Below are 24813 nucleotides of genomic sequence, written 5' to 3'. Positions count from 1 at the left end.
TTTTCGGGTTACTTTCTTGCCGGATATGCCGACTCCTATTGTTTACTAGTATTAATAATAATAGAAGATTGTATCCATTTACAACAACTTCAGTATTGGAGCATTAATAGTCAGAATCTTGCATACTTACAAGCTCCTCTTCTGAAACAAGTACATCTCTTGGTTTACTACCCTTTGGACCGGATATAACACCCTGGACCTCCATCATTTCCATTAAGCGGGCAGCTCGGTTATAACCGATACGGAACCTTCTTTGCAAACTGGAAGTGGATGCCCCATTTTGATCAATTACATATTGGCATGCTTCTAAAAAGAGCTCATCTTCATCTTGAATGGTGCTCTCTTTTAACAATTCGCTCTGCTCAAACAAATAGTTAGGTTTTTGTTCTTTTCGAACATGGTTAACCGCTCTCTCTATTTCTTCATCTGATACAAAGTTTCCTTGCACCCTGATAGGTTTTGGAGCACCATTTTCAAGCAACAGCATATCACCACGCCCGAGAAGGCGCTCAGCCCCACCGATATCAATGATTGTTCTGGAATCGACTTGGGATGAAACAGAGAATGCAATCCGTGTAGGAATATTTGCCTTGATCAGTCCTGTAATAACATCAACGGACGGACGCTGTGTGGCAATCAGCAAATGCATCCCGCAGGCACGTGCTTTTTGAGCAATACGACAAATGGCCTCCTCTACATCACTAGGAGCAACCATCATCAGGTCAGCCAATTCATCTATGATGATGACCATATATGGTAAGGTTTCTTGGTTATGCTTTTTCGCCGTTTCATTGTACTTTCCAATATCTCTAACGCCCGCATGAACAAATAATTCATAACGACGTTCCATCTCTTCCACTGCCCATTTCAACGCAGCGGTTGCTGCCTTTACATCTGTGATAACCGGGCTAACCAGATGAGGAATATGATTGTATGGTGTAAGTTCCACCATTTTAGGATCAATCAATAAAAGTTTCACTTCGTCAGGTGTACTTTTATACAACAAACTCATAATAATAGAGTTCACACAAACACTTTTTCCGGATCCAGTTGCACCTGCAATCAATCCGTGCGGCATTTTCTGCAAATCCAACACGACAGGTTGACCTGAGATATCCAAACCTAAAGCTACCGTTAATGGAGAATTATTCTGAATAAAAGATGGGTGTCGAATAATTTCTCTTATAAATACCGGCTTGCTTACACGATTCGGTACTTCTATTCCTATCGTGTTTTTCCCTGGAATAGGTGCCTCCATCCGGATATCCCGGGCAGACAGACTCAATTTAATGTCGTCACTTAAATTGGTGATTTTGTTTACCTTTACTCCAGGCTCTGGTTGTACTTCGAATTGGGTAACAGCTGGACCTTGTGTTGCTTTTACCACTTTTGCACCGACCCTGAAATGATGTAACGTCTCGTCTAGCAATTGCTTTTGCGCTTCTACCCAGTCCTGATCTCCCTGAGAATGCTGTGGTGGGATGGCAAGCATCGTAATTGGCGGCTTTCTGTAAAAAGGTTGTGTCGCTTCCTCTTTGGACATCATTTGCTGTTTTCTTTCTAATGAACGTTTATCCTGTTTAAGCATAATGACATTAAACGGTATGTTCTGTTTTGAGGAAGAATCCTTTTTTTGAGTTACTTCAGCTTTAGGAGTTTCTACCCTCTCCTCTTTAGGCTCGCTGTAATCTAGAGTTACTGCGGATTCCTGTTCATAAACAGAAGCATCCTCTTCCACTTCGTTAACTTCAACAATTTCTTCTTTTACATCAATAGCTTTCACTTCTATTATTTCTTCTTGGAATTGTTCTTCGTTAATTACTCTGTCTATCAATGAGGTTATTGGGTTTTCTCTTTCCCAGCTGTTTCCTGAAGATTCGTTTTCTTCTTCTAGCAGCTCATCACTAAAAGCCTGTACCTTTAATTCATCTTTGTTCGTAATTTCCTCAAAGTTTGCACTAGAGTATCCCTCAAGTGGGTTTAATTCCGCTATCTCATTAGAAAGTGATTCTTTACTCATCAGCTCGATCTCAGGTATATATTCTTCTTTCTTTTCCGGAAACGGACGTGGTTTGTATCCATAAATAGGGGACACCACTTCTGTAGGATGGAAAGGTTGTTTATTTTTATTGGTTACTTTTTCAAAAGCTCTAGGCGTGTTTTTCTTTTTTGCAGGTTCTTGTTTTTTCACCGGCTCTTCTGTCGGTTTTTCTATTTTTACTTTTATAGTTTCAGGCTTATTTTGTTCTGTTGGTTTACTAGATTGATGGACTTTTGACTGTTTTCTTTTTTCCTGTCTCAGCTGTTGTTCTTGTTTACCTTCATCTGGTATTAAGGGAAAACGAAATTTCCCTGTAGGATACTGATAAGCCACTTTTGCTGTTGGTTGTTTTTGTTTATTTTCCGGTTTCTTAGCGTAATCTTGCTCAATGGTTGTTTCTTCCTCATCACTTAGCTGAGCAAACAGCTTTTTAAACCAGTTCACATTCATCACACTCTTTCTTTGTTGTTCGTAACCTGTTCTATTAACAGGTTCAGTAGCCAAAAAACCACTAGAGATCGTCTAGTGGTGAAAATAAATAGGCATCTAGCAGTTAACCTGAAAACGGTTGTCCCGCTTCATATTTCCCAGCTTCTAAAACAAGGATGCCTTTTTCAGCAGGGGCATTCGGAAGGTCAAGTTCTTTCGCAGAACAAATCATTCCTGAAGATGCAACGCCCCTCAGTTCTGCATCTCTAATGACAAGTCCACTAGGCATCACTGCTCCAACCTTTGCCACTACGACATATTGTCCGCTATCTACATTTGGGGCACCACACACAATCTGAAGCACTTCTGTCCCTACATCCACTTTACATACGCTTAGTTTGTCTGCATTTGGATGTTTCTCTTTTTCCGTCACATGTCCTACGACAAATTTGGGGCTGAGGTCGGGATTAAGTGTTTCCTTTACGCCATTTTCATTCAAAGCTTTATTAAGTTCTGCAATCAAGTCTTCTGTCAGGTTGACTGGGCCTTTAAAGTCGTTGACTGCTACATATTTGGATGCGTTGAAAAGGTTGTATCCTGCTATTTCTTTTGTTTCTTTATCTATAATCTTCGCAATGTCTCCGGTTTTTTCTACCATTCGATTGTTTAAATTGATTTCTTTTATGTAGATTAGTAGTGTGTCGCCTATGCCTTCTTGGTTATAGTACACGTTAATGGTCATATTTTTCTTCCTTTCTATTAGTAAGTTAAGAGTAGCTTTGACACCCAGTTTCCTTGCGTTCCAGATGTCGCTTTCCGCGGGAAGGTGCTTGAGCCTCCTCGGCTACGCCAATGCCACTGAAAGAACCCTTGATTTTAAATATTGTTTAGTCCACCGCTGTTGATTTTCGCAAATGGCTTCGCTTTCCTAGGGGCGCTGCTTGAGCCTCCTCGGCTACGCCTTGGCCACTGAAAAAGTCTTTGATGTTAGATTTTTTTAAGACACCGCTGTTAATTTCCGCAAACGGCTTCGCTTTCCACGGGGCGACCTTGAGCCTCCTCGGGCTACGCTCTGCGGGGTCTCAACATTGTCGCTACTCCCCCGTAGGAGTCTTCGCCTATTGCTCCAATCAACAGCTATAAATTATCCAAAAGATTGGTTACTAGGTTTTTCAGTGACCTCGGCTACGCCTGTGGGGTCTCAACCTAGCGCTATCTCCCTCAGGAGTCTCCGCCTTTTGCTTCAATCAACAGCTAGAAATTATTAAGTACATGAGATCTCAGTTTTCCAGTGGCCTCGGCTACACCTGTGGGGTCTCAACCAACCTTTTCTCCCCCGCTGGAGTCTCACACCTTGCACTTCAGTCAACCGGGGAGATTTATTTATTCTTTTTGTTATCTTTTCCCAGGATGAATATTGGTTCTAGTTCGCCTTCTTCATATAAGAAGGAAAGCGCGGTAATTGGGATTTTTCCGTTTACGAAAAAGCTCATGGTCAGTTCGGCAAGAATATCATAGCCTACCTCGTTTTGAATATCTGAAAGTATCAACACATCCTGATGTGGAACTGATATAGTCATCGTCCCGGATACTTGTTTTTTAAACGAATCTAAGAAAGAATCGTTTAATATTCTGCTTGCGTCGTATCCATCATTGGAACGGACAAAATAAAAGGTATTCCCCGCGACCACATCTTCTTTCATAGTTGTCGGAAGCGATCTAACATTAAACATGGCCATTTCTTTGATGGTATTCTTCGTTAAATTCTCTCTTTGAAGAAGTTGCTCATCAATCAACTTATAGGACTTTCCTAAATCTACCGCGTAGTAAATCCTAGTTTCCGCTGTATGCTCATCATATACCAATGGAATGTCATTACTTGTCGTTGGAAATGAAGTAGAGCGAATAACAGGATAGATATGGCGTTCCGCACCATTCAATTGAACAGGCATTTTCATGCTTGTTAAAGCTTCTTTGACATAATACACATATTCTTCAATTGCATTTATATCATTTGTTTGTTCGTATTTTGATAGCACACCTTGTAGTGAGATAGAGATTCCCTTTTTTGTTTCCTTATCTTCAACCCGTAAAGATTCTTTTTCTCGGTCATATGTAAATACCCAGTTTGGATGGGATAATTTCTCTTCCAATAATCTTTTAATTTTAAGTACTGTCATTTTTCCCATGAGGAACAATCCTTTCTCTCCATTGCTTACCCTTTATTGTACAACAAATCATTGAAAGAATGTAATTGTCGAAGTCTGTTTTATTAAAAGAAGTCTAACATGTCATCTTCCAACTTCATTTTCACTACACATAGACTTCATACCCCTTTCTACCTTCCATTCATCCTCCAAAAGGCCTGACATGATTGGATAACAGCTGAAACTTAGTACTCAAATTGGCATCCTTTATTCTTTTAGGAATAGTGAGGCTAGTAGATTTTGCTTGTTTTTTCAAGGAGTGTCAAATATTGAAGCCTGCTAGGACATTTCCACTATTAACCACCACCTGTTAAATAATGACTATTTTTAACGACAAACCTTACTACATAGAATTATTTTACAATTTTACTTCGTTTTGTCACTTTTTATCCAACCTCTACCAATTCCCTATAATGAAAAACCTGTCTCAAACTAACGGACTATTTTTAGAATATTCTGATACTTTTCTTCTTATTTCGACACTATTCTTCTACACACTTTATTAATCTTTAATTGTCACCGAGATACTCCTACATAGCGCAAGACTCTACCTTCCCTAGTGGCAGGTGGATACTTTCTAAATGAAAAGGGGGGAAATTCATCGGTTTTTTTGTATTTAATTTTAAAGGGGGATGTTGAATGAGTAGGAAGAACAAGCGTAATTTTGCTAGAGTATTCAGTATCATTATGTGTTTATTACTGATCGCCCCAAGCTTTATCCCTGGTACAGCTTCTGCACAAGGGAACAAAGCTTCCGTCTCTTTGGGTGAATCTAAAGAAGTGATGGCAAGTAAGATAACGGATCGCCTATCGACACAGTTTTCTAAAGATGGGGAAAAAGTTACCTTCCTTATCAAATTTAAAGAACAGGTAGATACGCAGGCAGTGGCTGCTAAAGCTGTGGAAGCAGCCAAGGTACAAAAAGCTTCTGCTGGACAAGAAAAACTGATGAAACGTAATGCTGTTGTCTCTGAGTTAAGAGCAACATCAATCGAAACCCAAGCAAATGTAAAAGAGTATCTTGAAAAAGCGGTAGCAGATGGAAAGGCAAAGGATATCCAATCCTTCTATGTAGTAAACGGTATGGCCGTTACTGCTACGAAAGAAGTAATGGAAGAGCTTGCTAGATTCCCAGAAATCGAAAAGCTACTACCAAACGAAGTACGCCAGTTGGATCCGTCAGCTGAAGCAGCTGCGACAACTGAAATCGACGTAGAAGAAAAGCCTGCTGCAGGTCTTGAGAACATCGAGTGGGGCGTTGCTCAAATCGGTGCACCTCAAGCATGGGAAATGGGTGTTGACGGTCAAGGGACTGTAGTGGCGAGCATTGATACTGGTGTTCAGTATGATCACCCGGCCTTAATGGAAAAATATCGCGGCTATAATAGTGGTAGTGTGGATCATGAGTACAACTGGTTTGATGCTACTCCTGCAAACCAATCCACTCCTTACGATGATGACGGTCACGGTACGCACGTAACTGGTACGATGGTCGGTTCTGAGCCGAATGGATCTAACCAAGTAGGGGTTGCTCCTGGAGCAAAATGGATCGGCGTTAAAGCCTTTACTCCATCCGGTGGTACGGATGTTGCCCTCCTTGCAGCTGGTGAATGGATCCTAGCTCCAAAAGATGCTAGCGGAACTCCAAACCCTGCAATGGCTCCGGACGTTGTGAACAACTCATGGGGCGGCGGACCTGGTTTAGATGAGTGGTATCGTCCAATGGTTCAAGCATGGGTTGCAGCGGATATTTTCCCTGCATTCGCAGCTGGAAATACGCGTATTGGAAACCCTGGTGGTCCTGGATCTGTTTCCACTCCTGGTAACTATCCAGAATCTTTTGCAACTGGTGCAACAGATGTAGATATGAACCTTGCAAGCTTCTCTTTACAAGGTCCATCTCCTTACGATGAAATCAAGCCTGAAGTATCCGCACCTGGTGTTGGAATTCGTTCTTCCTTCCCTGGAAACGAGTATGGTGCTGCTAGCGGAACTTCCATGGCAAGCCCACATGTAGCAGGTGTGGTTGCGTTACTAAAGCAGGTTAACTCTAACCTGACTGTTTCAGACATTGAGGAAATCTTGATGACAACTGCAACGGAAAGAACAGATTCCAATTTCCCAGATTCTCCAAACAACGGATATGGACACGGTATCGTCAATGCATTTGATGCTGTATCTTCCATCATTTCCGGTCTTGGAAAAATCAAAGGGCAAGTTGCAAAAGATGGAGAAGATAGCGAAGCTCCAACTTTTGAGCATACAGCACCTGCTGAAACTTATGCTGGCATGAATCTTCCTTTAAGCATTCATGTTCAGGATGATGTAAGTATTTCTTCTGTTACTCTTCAATACCAAAATGCTGATGGTGAGTGGGTAGACCTTGCTGCAGATCGTGCTTCTGGATCTTACAATGACGCTACTTATACAGCATCCATCCCTGGTGAAGATATTGCAGAACCTTCCGTATCTTATCGCTTTCACATTGTTGACTTCGGTGGCAACGAAGTAACATCTGATACGTACGAAGTAAGCGTTCAACCTGGTATTACACTTGGATACTCTACTGATTTTGAATCAGATCCAGTGGGCTGGTACTCTTTCGGAGCTAATGACGTTTGGGAATGGGGTGTACCAACAAGTGGCCCTGAATCCGCAAACTCAGGCGAGAAAGTATTTGCGACAAATCTGGCGGATAACTATGGTAACAGTGCAAACATGACACTAGTAATGCCTCCTGTTGATCTTCCTGCTGACAGCCCGGCATACTTGCAGTTCATGAACTGGCATAACCTTGAAACTCGCTATGATTTTGGACATGTGTTTGTATCGACAGACCAAGAAAACTGGACGCAGTTATTGCGCTTTGACGGTACAACGACAGATTGGCAAGCACGTGAAGTCGATCTTTCCGAATATGCTGGACAGCGAATCTATATCGGCTTCAATGTAACAACTGACGGAAGCGTCGTACGACCTGGCTGGTACATTGACGATGTAGCATTATCTGCAGAATCTAATGCAACAGAGTCTGCTTCCACTCAACTTGAAGTAACGAAAGAAGAGAAAGTGGAAGTAAAAGCGGAGCAAGTAAATCCTGATAAAATTCATCCGGTTGCTACTCCTGAAAAAGAAGAAGCTGTGAAAGATGAGGTTAACCCGGCGGCACTTCCATTACATGCCCAAGTGACTGTATTAGAAACAAACCGCTCTGTTAACACAAATCCTGCGAACGGCTATTACGAGCTTTTACATGCAGCAGGCACATTCACAGTACAAGCGGAAGCTTATGGATATCATCCTGCTCAACAAACAGTTGACATCCCTGCAGACGGTGAGGCAACTGCAAACTTCGTATTAGACGAAATTGCACAAGGAACCGTTACTGGAACTGTAACAAACAGCGCTACAGGTGAACCTGTTGCCAACGCTACATTGATGCTTGTTGAGGATGCAGCTATTGCCCCTGTAACAACAGATGAAAACGGAAACTTCTCGATCACTGCTTATGAAGGCGACTACACGCTACGTGTTATGGCTCCTTCTTATTACAGTGAAACTGTGGAGATTTCCATTGAAGGAGATGCTACAACAGAACTTGACATCGAATTACGCCCATTCATCGGATACCCTGGTGAAATCGGCTATGACGATGGTACTGCTGAGAATGCTCGTGCATTCTATGATGCTGGAAACGGTTGGGCAGTAAAAATGTCCTTACCTGAAGGTCAAAACAGTGCGCTTGTCACTGGTGGATTATTCCGATTCTGGGATACTACATGGCCAGATCCTGGAGGGACAGACTTTAAAGTAGAGGTTTGGGATGCATCTGGCGCTGATGGAGCTCCTGGATCTAAGCTTGCTGGTCCATTTGATGGAACGGCACTTCGCACAGGCGAATGGACAACAGTTGACTTAGCTGAGCATGGAATCATCGTAGAACAAGACTTCTACATGGTTTACATTCAGTCTCAACCAAATCCGAATGCGCCTGGACTTGGAACTGATGAAGATGGACCAAACGCTGGACGCAGCTGGCAATATGTAGGTGGTGCATGGTCTCCTGCTCCTGAAGAAGAAGGGAACTATATGATCCGTGCTTTGGTTAATTTTGAAGTAACAGCACCTACTATTACTTCTCCTGCTGATGGTACTTACACAAATGAATCGACTGTAACGGTGGAAGGTAACGCATCCCCGACAACAACGGTTCATGTATTGAACAACGGCGAAGAAGTGGCAACTGCTACAGCTTCTGAAGAAGGAACATTTGCAGTGGATATTGAGCTTGCTAACGGAGAAAACGTGTTAACAGCTAAATCTTCTACTGAAACAGGCGAGACAGAGGAATCTGCACCTGTAACAGTTGTTCTTGATCAAGCTAAACCAGAGCTTGCCATTACAAGCCCTGAAGATGGTTCCAAAACGAACCGTGAAACGGTTACCGTAACAGGAACAGTAGCAGATGAAAACCTTGATTTTGTAAAAGTCAATGGAAAGAAAGCTTCTGTTGAAGATGGCACTTACTCTCTAAGAGTAATGCTTGAAAATGGAGAAAATAACATTCGTGTTGTTGCTCAGGATTTAGCTGGCAACCGTAAAAGACAAGATGTAACGGTATATGCTAACTACGATGCGCCTGAAATCTCTAACCTTAAACCAGAAGAAGATAAGCACTTAAGTGCTGGTGAATCTGTGAAGATTGAATTTAACAGTGAAGAAGGCCTACGTGCAACATTCTCTATCCGTATGCCATTAACAAATGCTTCCATGATGATGCAAGGAAACGACGTAAACAATGCAGTAAGCAATGCAGTTGAACTTCCATTGATGGAACAATCTCCTGGCTATTATGTAGGATATTGGACTGCTACTTCTAGCGTCGTGGCAAGTGGAGCAGAAATCGAGGTTAAAGTAGCGGATGACTTCGGTAATGTGACTCGTGCTATTGCAGACGGTAAGCTGTTCATCAATGATGAAAATGATGGTAATAAAAAAGGTAAAAAGAAAAAGAAAAAGAATAACTAGGTAAATGAGAAGGAGCAGGCATCCACGGGACACCGTGATTGCCTGCTCCTTTGTAAATTATAACGAAGCAACAAATGCCTCAATCTCTTCTTGCGTTTTGCGGTCTTTGCTTACAAAACGACCTGCTTCTTCTCCATTTTTAAAACCAACAAAGCTTGGAATTCCAAATACGCTCAATTCAGCACAAAGATCAATAAATTCGTCTCTATCCACGTAAATAAACGTATATTCCTTAAACTTCTCCATGATTTCAGGCAAAACTGGCTCAATGACGCGGCAGTCCGGACACCAGTCCGCAGAAAACATAAACACGACTTTTTTCTCACTTTTTAATTGGTTGAATTGCTCCAAGGATTGTAGCTTTTCCATCAAAACATCACCCTCCAATATTTATTTTCATATCGCCTTCTTTAATGAAAGCTTTCTTTCTCATCCATTCTGATATTGCTAAACTTACCACAGCAGGACCTAAAATGTGAAGTAACACGACTTTAATAAGAACAGAGACAGAGAACCCCATAGCTGAAAAAGTCATAATCTGACCAACCAATCCGCTCGTCCCCATCCCAGCCCCTTCTTTTACATTTGTCATTTGAAAAATTGTCGTACCAAGTGGAGCGAATATCATACCCGCAATGGTAGGCGGTATGATAATCAGAGGATTTCTGATAACATTTGGCACTTGAAGCATGGAAGTACCTATTCCTAATGCCAGCAGACCTGCCATTTTATTTTCGCGATAACTGCTTACTGCAAATCCGACCATTTGAGCTGCACATCCAATGGTTGCCGCCCCCGCTGCAATGCCTTCAAGCCCCAACATCAAAGCAATAGCCGCGCTTGATATAGGTGCTGTCAAAGCCCACCCCATCAGAACCGCTACTAAGATTCCCATCACAATAGGCTGTTGTTCAGTAGCCCACATGATTAAAGAGCCTAGTGAACTCATGCCAGCATTAATAGGAGGACCAATAAAGGTTGCAACAAGGAATCCCGTCAGTATCGTGACAAAAGGCGTAACCAGGATATCTACTTTCGTTTCTTTTGAAACCATCTTCCCCACTTCTGTTGCCAATAAAGCTGCAACGAAACTACCTGCGGGTCCGCCTAATTGTGCACCGGCAGCTCCTGCTATAAGAGCTGAAAACAGCACCAATGGAGGCGCCTTCAAACCATAGGCTACAGCTGCCCCTATCGCCGGACCCATCAAACTCATTGCCAAAATACCCATGTCTGTTAAGAATGTCCAACCTGCTTGATCCCCGATCGTTTTGATAATCAGTCCGATGATCAGCGAGGAGAACAGTCCGAGCGCCATAAAGCTCAGACCATCAATAAAGTAAACCCTTGGCGATAGTGATACTCCCTTTTTATGTAGAAAAGATTTCATATTCTCACTCATTCCTTATATATTTCCTACCAGCTTTACATTAATAATACCTAATCATGGTCGATATATACTAGTAGATATTCAAGCTTTTGTTAAAAGGTAGTTGTGAATTTTGTAGAATTATGTCTATAATTACTTTAAAATATCAGACTTTTAACAAAACATATAAAATTCGAAAGTCTTTTATGTTTTAGGGGGGTAACATGAAAACAATTAGAGGTAGAGTTAGATTTATTTTATTGACTGCCATAACAGGACTCATCATTGTACTATTATTCAATTTCTTTTTTTACTTTACTCAATCCGCGGAAAAAGAGCAAGAAGCAGCGTTGTTTGAAGCCGTAAATGGAAGTAAAGAAATTAAGTTCGCTTTTTCAGATACTCGAAAGAACGAACAAGAGTTTTTAAGAATACCCAGTGACGAAACATCCGTTGCTATAAAAGAAAACTTGGAAAACATTAAGCAGGATGCATCTAGGTTGCAACAACAATTCGCAGAATATGAGGAGATTGCCACTCGATTTGAACAAATTGAAACGGCAGCTACTAACTATCTGAACGAATTTGTCCCACTTGAAGAATTATATAAAGAAATAGGATATACAGAGTTCACAGGACTTCAAGGAGATATGAACGGAAATGTTCGAAACTTGGTTATTAATGTGCGCGGGGCCAATAGGGAAGAATTAAATGCAACATTGATGAACCTTCGCCTTTATGAACAGCAATACTTAGCCACAAAACAAGAAGCAAGATATAGAGATTTCATGAAAAGTGCCGAAACCTTCAAAGAGCAATTGGCTGAAACCGATTTGCCCGACTCACAAAAGAGTGGTCTGTTGGAGCTTTATAACCCATATGTTCAAGCTATGACTGATTTATATAATAACTACAATTCTTCTTACGAATTTGTGAGGAATTTTGAAGAAATAAGCAATAGCGTTGAGCAAAGTGTGAATGAGGTAGAAGCTGCGGTAACAGATTTGCAGTCAACCATACAGACAGAAGCCAATCAGAAGTTGCAGACTATTATGTTGCTAACATTAATCATTAGCGTACTGTTATTAGTGTTCTTAAGCACCACTGGCTATTTCTTAAATAGAAAAATAGCCTCCTCCATCCGTTCGTTAAAGGATGGTGCATCAAAAATCGGAGAAGGCAATTTCGCCTACAGGGTACCTATCACAACGAAAGATGAAATGGCGGACTTAGCGGTCACCTTCAATGCGATGGCTGAAAAGGTTCAGGTTTCACTTTTAAAAGTGATGGAAGCGACAGATAAGCTGCAGTCTTCCTCACAAAACCTTGCCGCGATTTCAGAAGAGACGACTGCCCAATCTACAGAAGTGAACGAAGCCATAAAACAAGTGGCCATTGGGTCAAGTGAACAAGCACTTCATCTCGATGAAAGTACAGATATCCTAAAGCGAGTGAAAAATGCAGTAGAACAGGCAAACCAATTGAGTAAAGACATTAAGACTAAGGCCGATCACGCAAGAACAATGGGAGAAGACGGACTAACAGTGGTAAAAGATTTATATAACTCTTCCGAACAATTTCTTGAACTTGCCAACCATCTAACAGAACGAGTGCAACAAGCCACAAAGCAGTCACAACAAATTAACTCCATCGTCGGCACCATCCAGGAGATTGCTGAAAACACGGACCTTCTTGCATTGAATGCTGCAATCGAATCTGCTCGTGCAGGTGAAGCCGGCAGAGGGTTTGCAGTGGTGGCACAAGAGGTTAGAAAATTGGCTGAACGCTCCAAACATGAAGCATTGTCTATTAAAAAGTTAGTAACAGAAATGGGCAAGCAAATGGGCAAGCTTTCAGACGATGCACTACAATTCAATGAATACAGAGATCTCCAACAGGAATCAGTCAATCAAACGAAATCATCTTTTGAAAAAATTGCCGGAAATGTTATGGAAATAAACCATAAAGTAGATGATGTGCAAGAAGCAATTGGCCATGTAACAGAATCAAACAAACAGCTTGAAGAAAAATTATCAGAAGTACATTATATTTCCGAAGAGGCAGCCGCAACTTCCGAACAGGTAAGTGCTTCGAGCGAACACCAAATACTTGCCATCGAACAAGTCAACGAAGCCGCAATTTCCCTATCAGATATCGCCAATGAACTTCAAGAAGAAGTCAGTCAGTTTACAGTTGAAGATGAGAATGCACTTCCTGAAGATGAAACAGATTATGTCGATGATCAACTTGATTCGGAAGAAATAGAAGATGAAACTTCATCCAACTATATCGATGACGAAGAAGAACTAAAAGAAAAAGTGGATACACGAAGAAGCTGCAGCCTCCACCGAACAAACCGCAGCAACGGAAGATAAAGAGAATAAGCTATAAAACAAATAAAGAACAAAATCGCTAACGCTACCTAAAACCACGTCCCAAGAACTTAATCTCTTGGGACGTTTTTTCACTTTTCGCATAGCTTTGAAATATAGGCCTTGGCCGGATCTTTCCTTTGCTCTCATCTTTGACCATTTCAATAAAATCCCTTGTCACCAAGGTCTTCATAACGGCGATGAGGACATCTCTTCTCCTGATTTCTCGTCACTGATGTCTTCATAACGGTGATGAGGACACCTCTCCTCCTGGTTTCTCGTCACTGATGTCTTCATAACGGTGATGAGGACACCTCTCCTCCTGATTTCTCGTCACTGATGTCTTCATAACGGCGATGAGGACGTCTCTTCTCCTGATTTCTCGTCACTGATGTCTTCATAACGGTGATGAGGACACCTCTTCTCCTGATTTCTCGTCACTGATGTCTTCATAACGGTGATGAGGACATCTCTCCTCCTGATTTCTCGTCACTGATGTCTTCATAACGGTGATGAGGACATCTCTCCTCCTGGTTTTTCGTCACTGATGTCTTCATAACGGCGATTAAGAATTATTCTGAAGACTATCCACAATCCAATTATTTTATAATTTACTAAACAATAAAAAAAGAATACTCCAGGTTTCCCCTTCGTATTCTTACTTACACTTATTTAATTTTCACAGAAGAAATAATCTCCATCATGCTCTTTGTACTAGCTTCCATATTGCTCGTATCTGTTACGGTGGTCATCTTTACTCCACCCAAGCCTACTGTCACCTCATAAAACTCTTCCTCTTCCCCATCAACCGGTGAAATCAGCAAGTAACCTAAGCGGTTGTCCTCATTGACAGTATGATCTACCAATAAATCAGAAAGATTCATCTTTGTAGAATCATATAATACCTCAGAATCTGTTGGCTCGAAAGGGTTTACAAACAAAAGATAAGTTTGCTTGTCCTGTGTAAGAACAATATTGTTCTCCGATTCAGAATCAATGGTAAACCCAGTGGGCAAATGATAAGCAAATATATCTGTATCCTCATAAGTCTCTAGTGGTTGTGCTTTAAATGTTTCCTCAAAAGTATCAACAGATTTTTGTGTGGCGTCTTCAATTGAGACAGAACATCCGGTTAAAAATAGTAAGGATAAAAATAAAATAGAAATAATGGCTCTTCCAAAACTCAAACTCTCCACTCCCTTTAGTACAATAAGACTAGAAAACACACACTAAACCTATCATACCTATAAATCTTTATCCTTGACAAGGATAAGTTGGAATTATCACTTAATTCCCCTATTTTATGATAGACTAAGAAATAGGCAAATAACAAGAGGTACTATTTGGAGGGATTGTCATGAAATTTACTGTTTACCTGGCTGGTGAAATCCATACTAGTTGGAGAGAGGAATTAATAGACAAAGCACAAGCACTGGATCTTCCGTTAGAATTCGTTGGACCAATGACAGACCATGAGCGCTCAGACAACATTGGGGAAGCGATCATGGGTACGCAGCCAAGCTCTATTGCGAAAGACGAAGCAGCATCTCAAATCAATAATCTTCGTACAGAACTCTTAATGAAAAAGTCTGATCTAGTCATTGCCCTATTCGGAGAAAAGTATAAACAATGGAACACCGCAATGGACGCAAGTGCAGCGATCAGCCTTCAAAAACCACTTATCTTAATTCGTCCGGAAAACCTTCATCATCCATTAAAAGAGCTATCCAATAAAGCAAATGTGACAGTTGAAACAGTCAACCAAGCCTTAAAAGTACTTACCTACGTATTGGAATAAAGCAGGCCCTAAGCCTGCTTTTTCACATTATATCTCCATTGACCTATCAATAGCTTACTTACATGCTGGAACATTTCCATCCTTGATACAGCACCATCAGTAAAGATCCCCAATGCCCCTTCATGTTTCCTGATGTCTTTCCGCTGATAGTACTCATCCATTAAATCACCAAGCTCTTTACCTGCTAGGAGTTCCTCTTTAAAATCATCAGGCAAAGGAATTCTAGCACCACCCGCTATGTATTCTTTGCCGTCTTTAGCAACTAGCGCCCCCCAATTACAGACCATAACTTCTGAGGATGGGGTTGAACCGAGGACAACGCCTCCTTCAAGTCCGATGGCAAAGTCTGCATCGTCGATTTCTTTTAGAGCCGCTCTAGCACGATGCAATGCCCCTTCAATCGTTTCTTGATCGGTCATTGGTTGTTTACTTACACCAGATTCTACTTCAAGTGCAATTGTTTCAGCTTCCATCTCAAGTTCTCTCATTGCATCCTGCACAGCCCCATATTTTGCAGGATTTTTTGAACCGACAATCACTTTCATCTTTACCTCACCTTTCCATTGAAAGTATCAAAAAGAAAAACGATGAGGTTTCCCCATCGCTTTCCAACATTATTTCATTATCTGCTTCTAATCGAGTCTACTGTAGATTGATCCGCAGATTTTACAAGTTTGACAATGAGCTCTCTTGCTGCAGCATAATCATCCACATGAACCATGGAAGCATGCGTGTGGATATAGCGTGAACAAATTCCCACCACCGCTGAAGGTACTCCCTCATTGGATGTGTGAACACGCCCTGCATCTGTGCCACCTTGAGAAATAAAATACTGATAAGGAATACTATTAGACTCTGCCGTATCCAATACAAAATCTCTCATACCAGTGTGTGTCACCATGGAACGGTCATAAATGCGCAATAATGCACCTTTGCCTAAATGGCCGAATTCTTTTTTATCGCCAGTCATATCGTTGGCTGGTGAAGCGTCCAGTGCAAAGAAGATATCAGGTTTAATCATGTTCGCAGCCGTTTGTGCTCCACGTAAACCTACTTCTTCTTGAACAGTAGCTCCTGAGTAAAGGACATTTGGTAATGTCTCACCTTGAAGATCTTTTAATAATTCAACAGCAAGTCCGCAACCATAACGGTTATCCCAGGCTTTAGCCAGAATCTTCTTCTCATTTGCCATTGGTGTAAATGGACAGATAGGAACAATCTGTTGGCCTGGTTTAATGCCGATGTTAATCGCGTCCTCTTTATTGTCGGCACCGATATCGATTAACATATTTTTAATGTCCATTGGCTTGGCGCGTTTCGCTTCATCCAAAAGATGCGGAGGAATCGATCCAATAACACCAACAACTGGACCATTGTCTGTCATTACTTGCACACGTTGAGCAAGCAAGACTTGGCTCCACCAGCCACCAAGAGTTTGGAATCTTAACATGCCGTTTTCTGTAATGGAAGTGACCATAAAGCCGACTTCATCCATATGGCCTGCAACCATGACAGTTGGGCCGGTTTCGTCGCCTTTTTTCACTCCGAATATACCGCCAAGACGATCTTGTACCACTTCATCCGAGTACTTTTCCAATTCACTGCGCATAAAGCGGCGAACATCATGCTCAAATCCAGGTGCACCTTGCAGCTCCGTTAACGTTTTAAATAAAGTCAATGTTTCCTGATTCAACTAAGTCAGCTCCTTTTTTTCCAAAACCTATATGTAGAATGATTACCTATACTTCGTTAGATTATCGAAATATTTTAACTATATTGTATCGAACTTTCTCTATTGTTTCCAGCTTTAGCATGACATTTATTTGTTTTACAAGTTATACTATTAGTAAGATAGGCAGAATCAATTTAATTCATCAGCTACTCCCATTTGAAAAGGCTTACGTAAAATAAGAGTATGATATATGGAAGGATGATACTATTATGAAATGGAAAGCACTTCTGATCGGTGCTGGAATTGGTGCAGCAGCCGCATATCTATTTACTGAAGCATCAAAGCAGCAAGCCATAAAACCTGAAAAAGCTTTAAAAATTGCCAAGGAAGCGTTTAAAAAGCGCGGCCCTGTTGACGGCTCCTGGATTCAGATGGTGCCTGAGACAATTTTACGAAATGATATGTCCTACTCCATCTACAGAGGCGGAATTTCCCGAAGAATTGACGACGTATTGGAGCAATATGAATTCATCGTCGACAAGAATACGGGAGTCATATTGGATGTAAATCAATTAAATTGACCACATGCCTGGCAGCTTAAAAACTGCCAGGCCTTTTTTATCTTTTCCGCTCTATTTTATCTTGTATTTCATAAGATTTATTCCATTTTACTGCCCGGTAAAATGCATCATGATAAAAGGTAAACCATGCATTACGTTTTATCCCCTCTTTGATCCACTTCTCTTTTGCTTCTATGGATGTCATCGGATAATCATCATAAGCAAGAACCCATAAAGACGGGGAATGGGCGTGGGTAGGCATGAGATCTGCCATATGAATAAGCGTTTCTTCCCCTTGTGTCATTTCAATGATGGCATGTCCATCACTATGTCCGCCTGTATGTATCATTTTGATTCCATTAATGATGGTTATCTCCTCTTGAAATGTTTTTACCCGTTCTTCGATGCCTTGCCAGTTCATTTCCCAATAGGTATTTCTTGAACGAATATTGGGGTTTCGCATTTCATTCCATTCGACCTCAGAAGCATAAATGGTTGCATTCGAAAATACAGATACATACTTATTTTGTGCCGCATCCCATTTTGTAAGTCCGCATACATGGTCAAAATGCAGATGAGTCATGATGACCGTATCAATGTCTTCTGGCGTCAACCCAAGCTTTTGCAAATCTTCTTCCACAGTTGACTCTTCCGTTGCACCAAAATTGCGTCTTTGTTTGTCGGAAAGCTTTCCTTTTCCAAGTCCAGACTCAATAAGGATATTGCGTTCTCCCGTTTGAATCAAGATCGGGTCCGTTCTTAGCTCTATTTGATTTTTGTCATTTACAGGATACCTTTTTGACCATAAAGCCTTCGGTACCACACCGAACATTGCACCACCATCAAGGTGAGTCACTCCACCGTTCAACCAAGTCAGCTTCCACTTACCAAATGTTAGCGTTTCCATTTTATATTTCTCTCCCTTTATGAAAAGTTATATGTATGAGTTTATTGTAACAAAAAAAACGCCCTCTCACTAACAGAAAAGGACGCTTCATCATTTATTCTGGATATTTAACCTCACAACGATAAATAGGGAATCCTTTGCTAGAAAACTTTTCCTCATATTCCGTCATGATATTGCCTTCAAACTCACTGTTATGAAGATCTAGACTAACGTACTTTAACAGTAACCCGTACTCTGAGAAGCTCATCAATGAATACTCAAAAAGACCACGGTTATCTGTTTTAAAGTGGATCTCCCCTTGTGGAACCAACACTTCTTTATACAGATTCAAGAACCCTTTGTAAGTTAATCTTCTCTTTTCATGTCGAGTTTTCGGCCATGGATCAGAGAAGTTCAAATAAACTCTGTCCACTTCACCGGCCTCAAAATATTCAGCTAGCTTTTGCGCATTCACATTCAACAGTTTAACGTTAGGGATATCGGCCGCTACTGCTTTTTCCAATGCTTTGACAATGACACTTTCAAACAATTCTATACCAATATAATTGATAGTCGGATTTGCTTTTGCCATTTCTGTAACAAATGTTCCTTTTCCCGTTCCCACTTCAATGTGAATAGGGTTCTTGTTACCAAAAATTTCATTCCACTTTCCTTTTTGGTTTTCAGGATCCGGAATGCAATAAAAAGAATTTTCAGCAATAAAATCTGTTGCCCACGGTTTGTTTCTGAATCTCATTTCGTATGGTCACCTCGGCGTTTTAATAGTTTATAGTCGATGACAGAAAAAAACCGATCGCGATGGACCGATTCTTTTGTCGTGTATAAGAATGATAAATAAACAAAGGCTAGTACATATATAAAATAAAGGAGTGCTGACAAATGCCGTTAAATTATCATGATCAAATACATCTTCTAAAGGATATTTTGGCGGATCATCAAATTGATTGTTGCGGTTCTGTTGCTGAATATGAGCAGTTAGAGCGAGTCATCAAATCATTAATGGTCAATAATGAAATTGATCAGAATGTAAAGAACATTCTACAAGACATCTATTCCTACAGCCAAGCTGGCATCAATTCCAGTAATGACCATGATCACAATCAACTTCATCAATCAAAATTCACCAATTGGATCGATAGCATCGACCAATACTCATAGTTCAACCGGTAAAAGTCTTTCCAAATAGTTCAACCAGTTTTGTTTCTCTTTTTCAATGTCTTTATGGTGATACCATTGTACGGAAAGAATAGTCTGGGCTATCACGTACCAATGCATACGGTGGCGCAAATCGTCTGTCAATGGTATCCCATATGTGGAAAGCCAGTCATTCCACTCTTGTTCTGGGATATACCAATATAATAACATGCATAAGTCAATAGCTGGATCCGCTATAACAGCTCCATCCCAATCAATTAAGAAAAGTTCCTGATTATCGGCAAGCAACCAATTGTTATGATTAAGATCACAATGACAGACTACCTTATCTTTGAACAGGACATTTTTAATTTCCTTCGTCAAGAAATCAAGTGATTTTTGAATCACATCCAAAGAAAAGAGTTCTAATGCCATCCCGCCTTTTATATCTTCCAATATAGTCGATGGCTCCACAGGTTCTTTTCCCAATCGAGTCAGCATATCAAGCAATTCTTTGGAGTGGTGGATCTTGTGTAGAAGCTGAGCCACTCTTTCCATATTCATATCGTTTGGTTTGAGCTCTCTCGCACTTATCCAATGTTGGGCCGTAATGACATCTCCATTTTCCAAGCGTTTTGTCCAGACCAATTTCGGGACAATCCCCTCTGCTGAAAGAACAGCCAAAAATGGCGATGAATTTCTTTTTAGGAAGAGCTTTTTCCCTTCATTTTGAGCAAAATATGCATCTCCCGTTAAACCACCAGCAGGACTGATTTTCCACTCATCACCTAATAAATGTTCCAACCATTTCACCTTCAATTTCAACACAACTTTTCATTATCAAATATTAGAAAAGCGCAAGCGCTATATATAAGAATTTTCATATTAACATCTTTTTTTAAGCAAAAAAACAGCTATTGAACAATTTCACAATAGCTATCTTTTAAATTTTATCGTTATTTCCCAATTAAATCAAGTCCTTGTGTAACAATTAATATTGTGCCAATACAACTGTGCTGATAGACGGGACTTGTATTTCATTGATTACTTTGCGGATTGGCGAATCGCCTGCTGAACTGCCTTCGACAAGGACATCCCACTCTCCTGACAATGGAATCGATACGTTTTCCGCATTCGTTCCGTTATGGAAAATAATAAGGATATGGTTGTACTTTCCATACTGTTTCACATCACCGATATGATACATGAGCATATTTCCTTTTTCAAAAGGAAAACGCACATGTTTTTTTATTTCCGCAGCAGTCGATAAGCGTAAAGCTTTATGTGCTTTTCGAAGGGAGATTAGACCACTGACAAAGTCCACATTTTCTGCGTAAAGCGCTTTTCTTTCCCAATCTAAATTATTGACCGAATCTGGAGATTTATAACTGTTTTCCTCCCCGCCTTTTGTCCGGAAAAACTCTTGCCCTGCATGAAGAAACGGTACCCCTTGAGATAAAAGGATGACGGAAGTGGCCAAGCGATGGCGCTTTATTCTCGTTACTTCTTCTTCATGACTATTGCAGACGGCCATTTTATCCCACATGGTGTGATTGTCATGGGATTCAACATAGTTGATTGATTGCACGGGCTCCAGGAACAGTCCTTTATGATTCGGATCGATTTGTACACTACCGGCAAGAGTTTGTTTCAATAAAGTTGTCTTGTGAGTATTTCCAAGCGCAAATCCCCTGTCAAACAAGTTGAACGTACTGCCTTTTATAGAATCGCGAACCATATCATTAAAGAATGAAATTCCCGGCATTTTCTTTGCATTCAGAATCATTGCTTTACGGTCAGCCGCTAAAGGGGTGTTCAGCTCCCACCCTTCCCCAAGAATTATGGCTCCTGGTTTAATGATGGATACGGCCTCTTTTACTGCATTCATGGTCTGAACATCTAATATACCCATCAAGTCAAATCGAAAGCCATCTACATCATATTCCTGCAACCAAAATCGAATGGAATCAAGGATAAACTTTCGAACCATTTTTCGTTCGGATGCAATGTCATTTCCTACTCCAGTCCCGTTTGAAGGCATACCATGCTCATCATGGCGAAAGTAATAACCAGGCACTATTTTTTCAAAAGAGGAGTCTTCGCGAACATACACATGATTATAGACGACATCCATAATCACCCTCAGGTCTTTCTGGTGCAAGGTATTGATTAGGTTTTTAAGTTCCAAAATCCGCGAGTAGGGATCATTGGCATCCAGCGCATAACTTCCTTCAGGCACATTAAAAAGAAGAGGGTTATAGCCCCAATTATAGTTCTTGTCAGGTTCTGTCTCATCTACTCCGCCAAAATCATTTAATGGTAATAGCTCAATATGAGTAACTCCGAGACTTTGGAGATAAGAAACCCCTGTAATACCAATTTCGGACTTTTCTACTTGATCTTCTCTAAAAGCGGCATATTTACCTTTATGTATCATTCCGCTTTTTGGGTGAGAGGAAAAGTCACGTACATGCAACTCATATATTATCGCATCTGTTGCATCCATAAAAGGAAGCATAGATACTTTTGGAATGTTTACTTTTTCTTTATCTACAATCACTGCAGCCTCACTATTAATGTTTGAGGAAATTGCATATGGATCGACTGCTTCTCTCCATACAAGGTTTACGCAAACAAGATAGGTATAAAGGAATCCTTCCAGATCTCCCTGCACTGTAATTCGCCATATCCCCTTCTCCTCCGGGATGAGGCTATAGAAAATGCCTTCCTTACTTTTGGGAGCCATCAGTTTTATTTTCACTGCAGATGCCGTCGGTGCCCAAAGGGTAAAGGTAGTTTCCCCTTTTTGATATTTCGCTCCAAGGTCATCTTTTTCATAAAAGAATGCTTCATCAAATGCTTCCGTCCGAATAACTGCCCCTATTTGCAAATCTGTTTTCCTGCCGTGTTCATCTATAATCATATATTTGGAACCGATGGAGATTGGCGTATTTGTTTTACATATATATTTAACCGTGTTCTGAAGCGTTTTTCTATCTATAATCTCAAGTGGGTAGGTAGATTCTTGGTTTGTAAGGGTAAAGAAAGCTGATTCTCCGTTATAACTTCCGCTAGGCAAAAGAATAGTGATTTTATCCATTTCATCTAAATAGGCGTCGAATTCTCTTTTGATGAAAATCATGCATTTCCCTCCCTTTCTTCTAAAGTTTGCTTCTTCTAGAACTGACCATTTTCTATCCTATTCAAACAAAGTCGTAAGCTTGACATCTATTCATATAATTCTCCATTATTGCCATTCCGGTCTGTCTATATAAGTGGACTGACAATGAGAAAGCAAAGCTCCAGCTGCTTTTAGCTGAGTATGTTTTAAAGGGAGTTTGTTCGCCCGCATTTTCTCAAACCATTTTTCATACGTACGTTTATCTACCACCTGTACATCTGTTGGTCCATCCGTTATGTCAATATATCCTTTTGGGTGTAACAAAATCTTGGTAACAGGCAGGCTTACATCATACAGCGGAAGGATATTTTTGATAATCGATCCCATCCGGTTCAAACTAATCGTGGGATTTACAATTTTTCTTTCTTTTTCCTTCTCACGGATAGACCAGAAGCGATCATTATTTCCTAGAACCACACTCTCTTCTTGCTCCTCCATATAAAAAAGAGCCATGATTTCGTTCGGAGTAATAAGGATAATTTCGAGTTCGACTGGCGCCTGTTTTACTAGAAAGATAGGTTTATACATAACAAAAAACGTATCTGGAAACCTCTGCAAAAAGTACTTTAGTAAGTTTTCACGTTTATAATTCTTCTGTAAATAAGACATTTCCCGGATGGTTGAACTTGCCCATTTGAGCTGAAGCGGAAGAATCGAATCAAGAAATTGCTGCTTTCTCTCTTCAGGTGTCTTATTGCCTGTAATGCTTGGAAGTTCCCACTCTTCATCGTGATTGGTATCAGTAGTAACGAGTTTTCCTGTAAACAGCTCTTCTTCTTGATCCTTTTTCTTGAAAGACTTCATGAGACTGATTAGCTTGCCTTCTTTTGAGGGAGTAGTATTTTCCAATCGAGCAATGTGGGAAGGACTCTGTGCATCAACCGGGTTTCTCAACATCTCTTCATAAGTCTTCCATTGTTGCTTTTTCAACCTGATATATTGATTAGGATAGCGATATATATCGGCTTCATACCGTGTGATATAATCTTGTAATTTGATTAATTGTGCCAATGGCGTTCACTCTTTTCTATAATAAATAATGAATAGCAACAGGCAGTATCAGTGCGTAAAGTAATGCAGAAAGTGTCATGCTGATGGAACTGAAAGCCGCTTCTTCTTCCCCATATTCCATCGCTTTAGCAGTTCCAATTCCATGTGCAGCACAACCAAGGCCCACTCCAATGCCTAAGTAATGGGTTATTCCAAGAAGTCTCATTAAGCCCGGGCCGAAAAGTGCACCAATGATACCGCTCAGGATAACAAGTGCTGCTGCTAAGCTTGGTAATCCACCGGTAAGATCAGCGATTTCCATGGCAATGGGGGAAGTCACGGACTTTGGAAGGAACGAAGAGGCATACATAGAAGATAAATTTGCCACCTTTACATAAATAAACCCAGTAACCATGCCGACAACTATTCCAGAAAATAATCCTGCAATTAATGGAACCCGATAGCGTAATATTTTTTTGCGTTGATGGTAAAGTGGGTAAGCAAGCGCTACTACCGCAGGGCCGAGGAGTTCTTGGATCCACCAACCTCCCAGCATATATGTATCATAAGATAGATCAGTCAAAAGTAATCCGACAATGATTAATAGAGTCGTAGTGGCAACAGGATTGAGTAACGGCATACGAAATCGATTATAAACATGCCTCATTGCGAGAAAAACTAGATAGGTGATAAGGATGAATGAGATACCAAACCAACTATTCATCATCCATCACTCCCGTTGCCTCTGCCTTATTATCGACAGATGCTGCCGTTTTTTGAGCAACCAACCCCGAACTTACCAAGACCATAATGGTCCCTATTAAAAGAGCAAGCAACATAATTAGCCCCTCTGTCTTAGAAAGAAACCCAAAATGATTCATGACTCCTACTGTGGCAGGGACAAAAAACAAAGGGAGATAGACAAGCAGCAAATTCGCCCCACCCTGCAAATATCTCTCCTTCATAAGTCCTGTCAAAAGTAAGACAAGCAACAAAACCATTCCGATAATACTACCAGGAACCGGGACCTCAAGCGTACTTTGTAGAACTACACCGATTTTATAAATAAAATAAAAAACTGCTACTTGAATTAATAGTTTCATTCCCCTCATTTTCTAATCCTAC

General features: G+C 40.7%; 19 protein-coding genes and 2 pseudogenes. 6 read left to right on the top strand and 15 right to left on the bottom strand.

All coding sequences use genetic code 11. From position 1 onward, the window contains the following. Positions 1 to 103: 103 nt before the first annotated feature. From M313_RS0111845 to M313_RS0111835, 3 genes are all read right to left on the bottom strand, one after another. Positions 104 to 2485 (bottom strand): DNA translocase FtsK, encoded by a 2382-nt coding sequence (locus tag M313_RS0111845; RefSeq protein WP_010195426.1) that lies wholly within the window; start codon positions 2483 to 2485, stop codon positions 104 to 106. Between the two features lie 109 nt (positions 2486 to 2594). Continuing rightward, positions 2595 to 3206: a YtpR family tRNA-binding protein gene (gene ytpR / locus M313_RS0111840; protein ID WP_029326466.1), complete on the bottom strand. Its 612-nt coding sequence runs from the start codon at positions 3204 to 3206 to the stop codon at positions 2595 to 2597. Positions 3207 to 3849: 643 nt separating this feature from the next. After that, entirely contained in the window at positions 3850 to 4659 is an 810-nt protein-coding gene (locus M313_RS0111835) for a DUF1444 domain-containing protein (RefSeq protein ID WP_010195424.1), read from the bottom strand. 657 nt (positions 4660 to 5316) lie between these two features. On the opposite strand from M313_RS0111835, the gene M313_RS0111830 reads away from it, so the two are divergent. After that, positions 5317 to 9705 carry a S8 family peptidase gene (locus tag M313_RS0111830; protein ID WP_010195423.1) on the top strand — a complete coding sequence of 1463 codons (4389 nt, stop codon included), beginning with the start codon at positions 5317 to 5319 and terminating at the stop codon, positions 9703 to 9705. 57 nt (positions 9706 to 9762) lie between these two features. On the opposite strand, the gene M313_RS0111825 is transcribed toward M313_RS0111830, so the two are convergent. After that, positions 9763 to 10074 (bottom strand): thioredoxin family protein, encoded by a 312-nt coding sequence (locus M313_RS0111825; protein ID WP_010195420.1) that lies wholly within the window; start codon positions 10072 to 10074, stop codon positions 9763 to 9765. A gap of 7 nt (positions 10075 to 10081) precedes the next feature. After that, positions 10082 to 11095: a PTS sugar transporter subunit IIC gene (locus M313_RS0111820; RefSeq protein WP_029326463.1), complete on the bottom strand. Its 1014-nt coding sequence runs from the start codon at positions 11093 to 11095 to the stop codon at positions 10082 to 10084. Between the two features lie 203 nt (positions 11096 to 11298). Between M313_RS0111820 and M313_RS26995 the strand changes: the two are divergent. Beyond that, positions 11299 to 12327, top strand: a pseudogene (locus tag M313_RS26995) (HAMP domain-containing protein); the annotation flags it as partial. Between the two features lie 378 nt (positions 12328 to 12705). Further along, positions 12706 to 13449, top strand: a pseudogene (locus tag M313_RS26990) (methyl-accepting chemotaxis protein); the annotation flags it as partial. A gap of 665 nt (positions 13450 to 14114) precedes the next feature. Here the strand turns inward: M313_RS26990 and M313_RS0111805 are convergent. Then, a complete protein-coding gene (locus M313_RS0111805; RefSeq protein ID WP_010195410.1) occupies positions 14115 to 14633 on the bottom strand; it encodes a hypothetical protein in 519 nt (172 codons plus the stop codon). 170 nt (positions 14634 to 14803) lie between these two features. Between M313_RS0111805 and M313_RS0111800 the strand changes: the two genes are divergently transcribed. Next, positions 14804 to 15244: a YtoQ family protein gene (locus M313_RS0111800; RefSeq protein WP_010195408.1), complete on the top strand. Its 441-nt coding sequence runs from the start codon at positions 14804 to 14806 to the stop codon at positions 15242 to 15244. A gap of 8 nt (positions 15245 to 15252) precedes the next feature. On the opposite strand, the gene M313_RS0111795 is transcribed toward M313_RS0111800, so the two are convergent. Beyond that, complete coding sequence (locus M313_RS0111795) at positions 15253 to 15789, bottom strand: DUF84 family protein (RefSeq protein WP_010195405.1); 537 nt, start codon at positions 15787 to 15789, stop codon at positions 15253 to 15255. Between the two features lie 77 nt (positions 15790 to 15866). Further along, positions 15867 to 16937, bottom strand: coding sequence for a M42 family metallopeptidase (locus M313_RS0111790; RefSeq protein WP_010195404.1), 1071 nt, complete (start codon positions 16935 to 16937; stop codon positions 15867 to 15869). 248 nt (positions 16938 to 17185) lie between these two features. Here M313_RS0111790 and M313_RS0111785 point away from each other — a divergent pair, with 248 nt between their 5' ends. Continuing rightward, positions 17186 to 17497 (top strand): PepSY domain-containing protein, encoded by a 312-nt coding sequence (locus M313_RS0111785; protein WP_010195402.1) that lies wholly within the window; start codon positions 17186 to 17188, stop codon positions 17495 to 17497. 37 nt (positions 17498 to 17534) lie between these two features. Here the strand turns inward: M313_RS0111785 and M313_RS0111780 are convergent, their stop codons facing one another. Together M313_RS0111780 and trmB are read right to left on the bottom strand one after the other, a co-directional pair. Beyond that, entirely contained in the window at positions 17535 to 18383 is an 849-nt protein-coding gene (locus M313_RS0111780) for a YtnP family quorum-quenching lactonase (protein ID WP_010195400.1), read from the bottom strand. A gap of 94 nt (positions 18384 to 18477) precedes the next feature. Then, positions 18478 to 19119 carry a tRNA (guanosine(46)-N7)-methyltransferase TrmB gene (trmB, locus tag M313_RS0111775; RefSeq protein WP_010195398.1) on the bottom strand — a complete coding sequence of 214 codons (642 nt, stop codon included), beginning with the start codon at positions 19117 to 19119 and terminating at the stop codon, positions 18478 to 18480. Positions 19120 to 19262: 143 nt separating this feature from the next. Here trmB and M313_RS0111770 point away from each other — a divergent pair, with 143 nt between their 5' ends. Continuing rightward, a complete protein-coding gene (locus M313_RS0111770) occupies positions 19263 to 19541 on the top strand; it encodes a YtzH-like family protein (RefSeq protein WP_010195396.1) in 279 nt (92 codons plus the stop codon). On the opposite strand, the gene M313_RS0111765 is transcribed toward M313_RS0111770, so the two are convergent. The 5 genes from M313_RS0111765 to M313_RS23460 form a co-directional block, all read right to left on the bottom strand. Then, on the bottom strand, positions 19536 to 20321 hold the full coding sequence (locus tag M313_RS0111765) for a phosphotransferase family protein (RefSeq protein ID WP_029326461.1): 786 nt from the start codon (positions 20319 to 20321) through the stop codon (positions 19536 to 19538). The two genes, M313_RS0111770 and M313_RS0111765, sit on opposite strands and share 6 nt — an antisense overlap. Before the next feature lie 187 nt (positions 20322 to 20508). Next, positions 20509 to 22659 carry a type I pullulanase gene (pulA, locus tag M313_RS0111760; RefSeq protein ID WP_010195394.1) on the bottom strand — a complete coding sequence of 717 codons (2151 nt, stop codon included), beginning with the start codon at positions 22657 to 22659 and terminating at the stop codon, positions 20509 to 20511. A gap of 105 nt (positions 22660 to 22764) precedes the next feature. Next, entirely contained in the window at positions 22765 to 23709 is a 945-nt protein-coding gene (locus M313_RS0111755) for a hypothetical protein (RefSeq protein ID WP_010195393.1), read from the bottom strand. A 16-nt stretch (positions 23710 to 23725) separates the two neighbouring features. Beyond that, positions 23726 to 24415, bottom strand: coding sequence for an LrgB family protein (locus tag M313_RS0111750; RefSeq protein ID WP_034774750.1), 690 nt, complete (start codon positions 24413 to 24415; stop codon positions 23726 to 23728). Beyond that, on the bottom strand, positions 24405 to 24791 hold the full coding sequence (locus tag M313_RS23460; RefSeq protein WP_162014427.1) for a CidA/LrgA family protein: 387 nt from the start codon (positions 24789 to 24791) through the stop codon (positions 24405 to 24407). Before M313_RS23460 ends, M313_RS0111750 begins: the two co-directional genes overlap by 11 nt. Positions 24792 to 24813 lie beyond the last annotated feature (22 nt).

The sequence above is a fragment of the Bacillus sp. m3-13 genome (genome assembly GCF_000175075.1).
GTDB lineage: Bacteria > Bacillota > Bacilli > Bacillales > Bacillaceae_I > Sutcliffiella_A > Sutcliffiella_A horikoshii_C.
The sequence above is the reverse complement of the archived record's forward strand: the minus strand, read 5'-3'. Positions and strand labels throughout refer to the sequence as shown.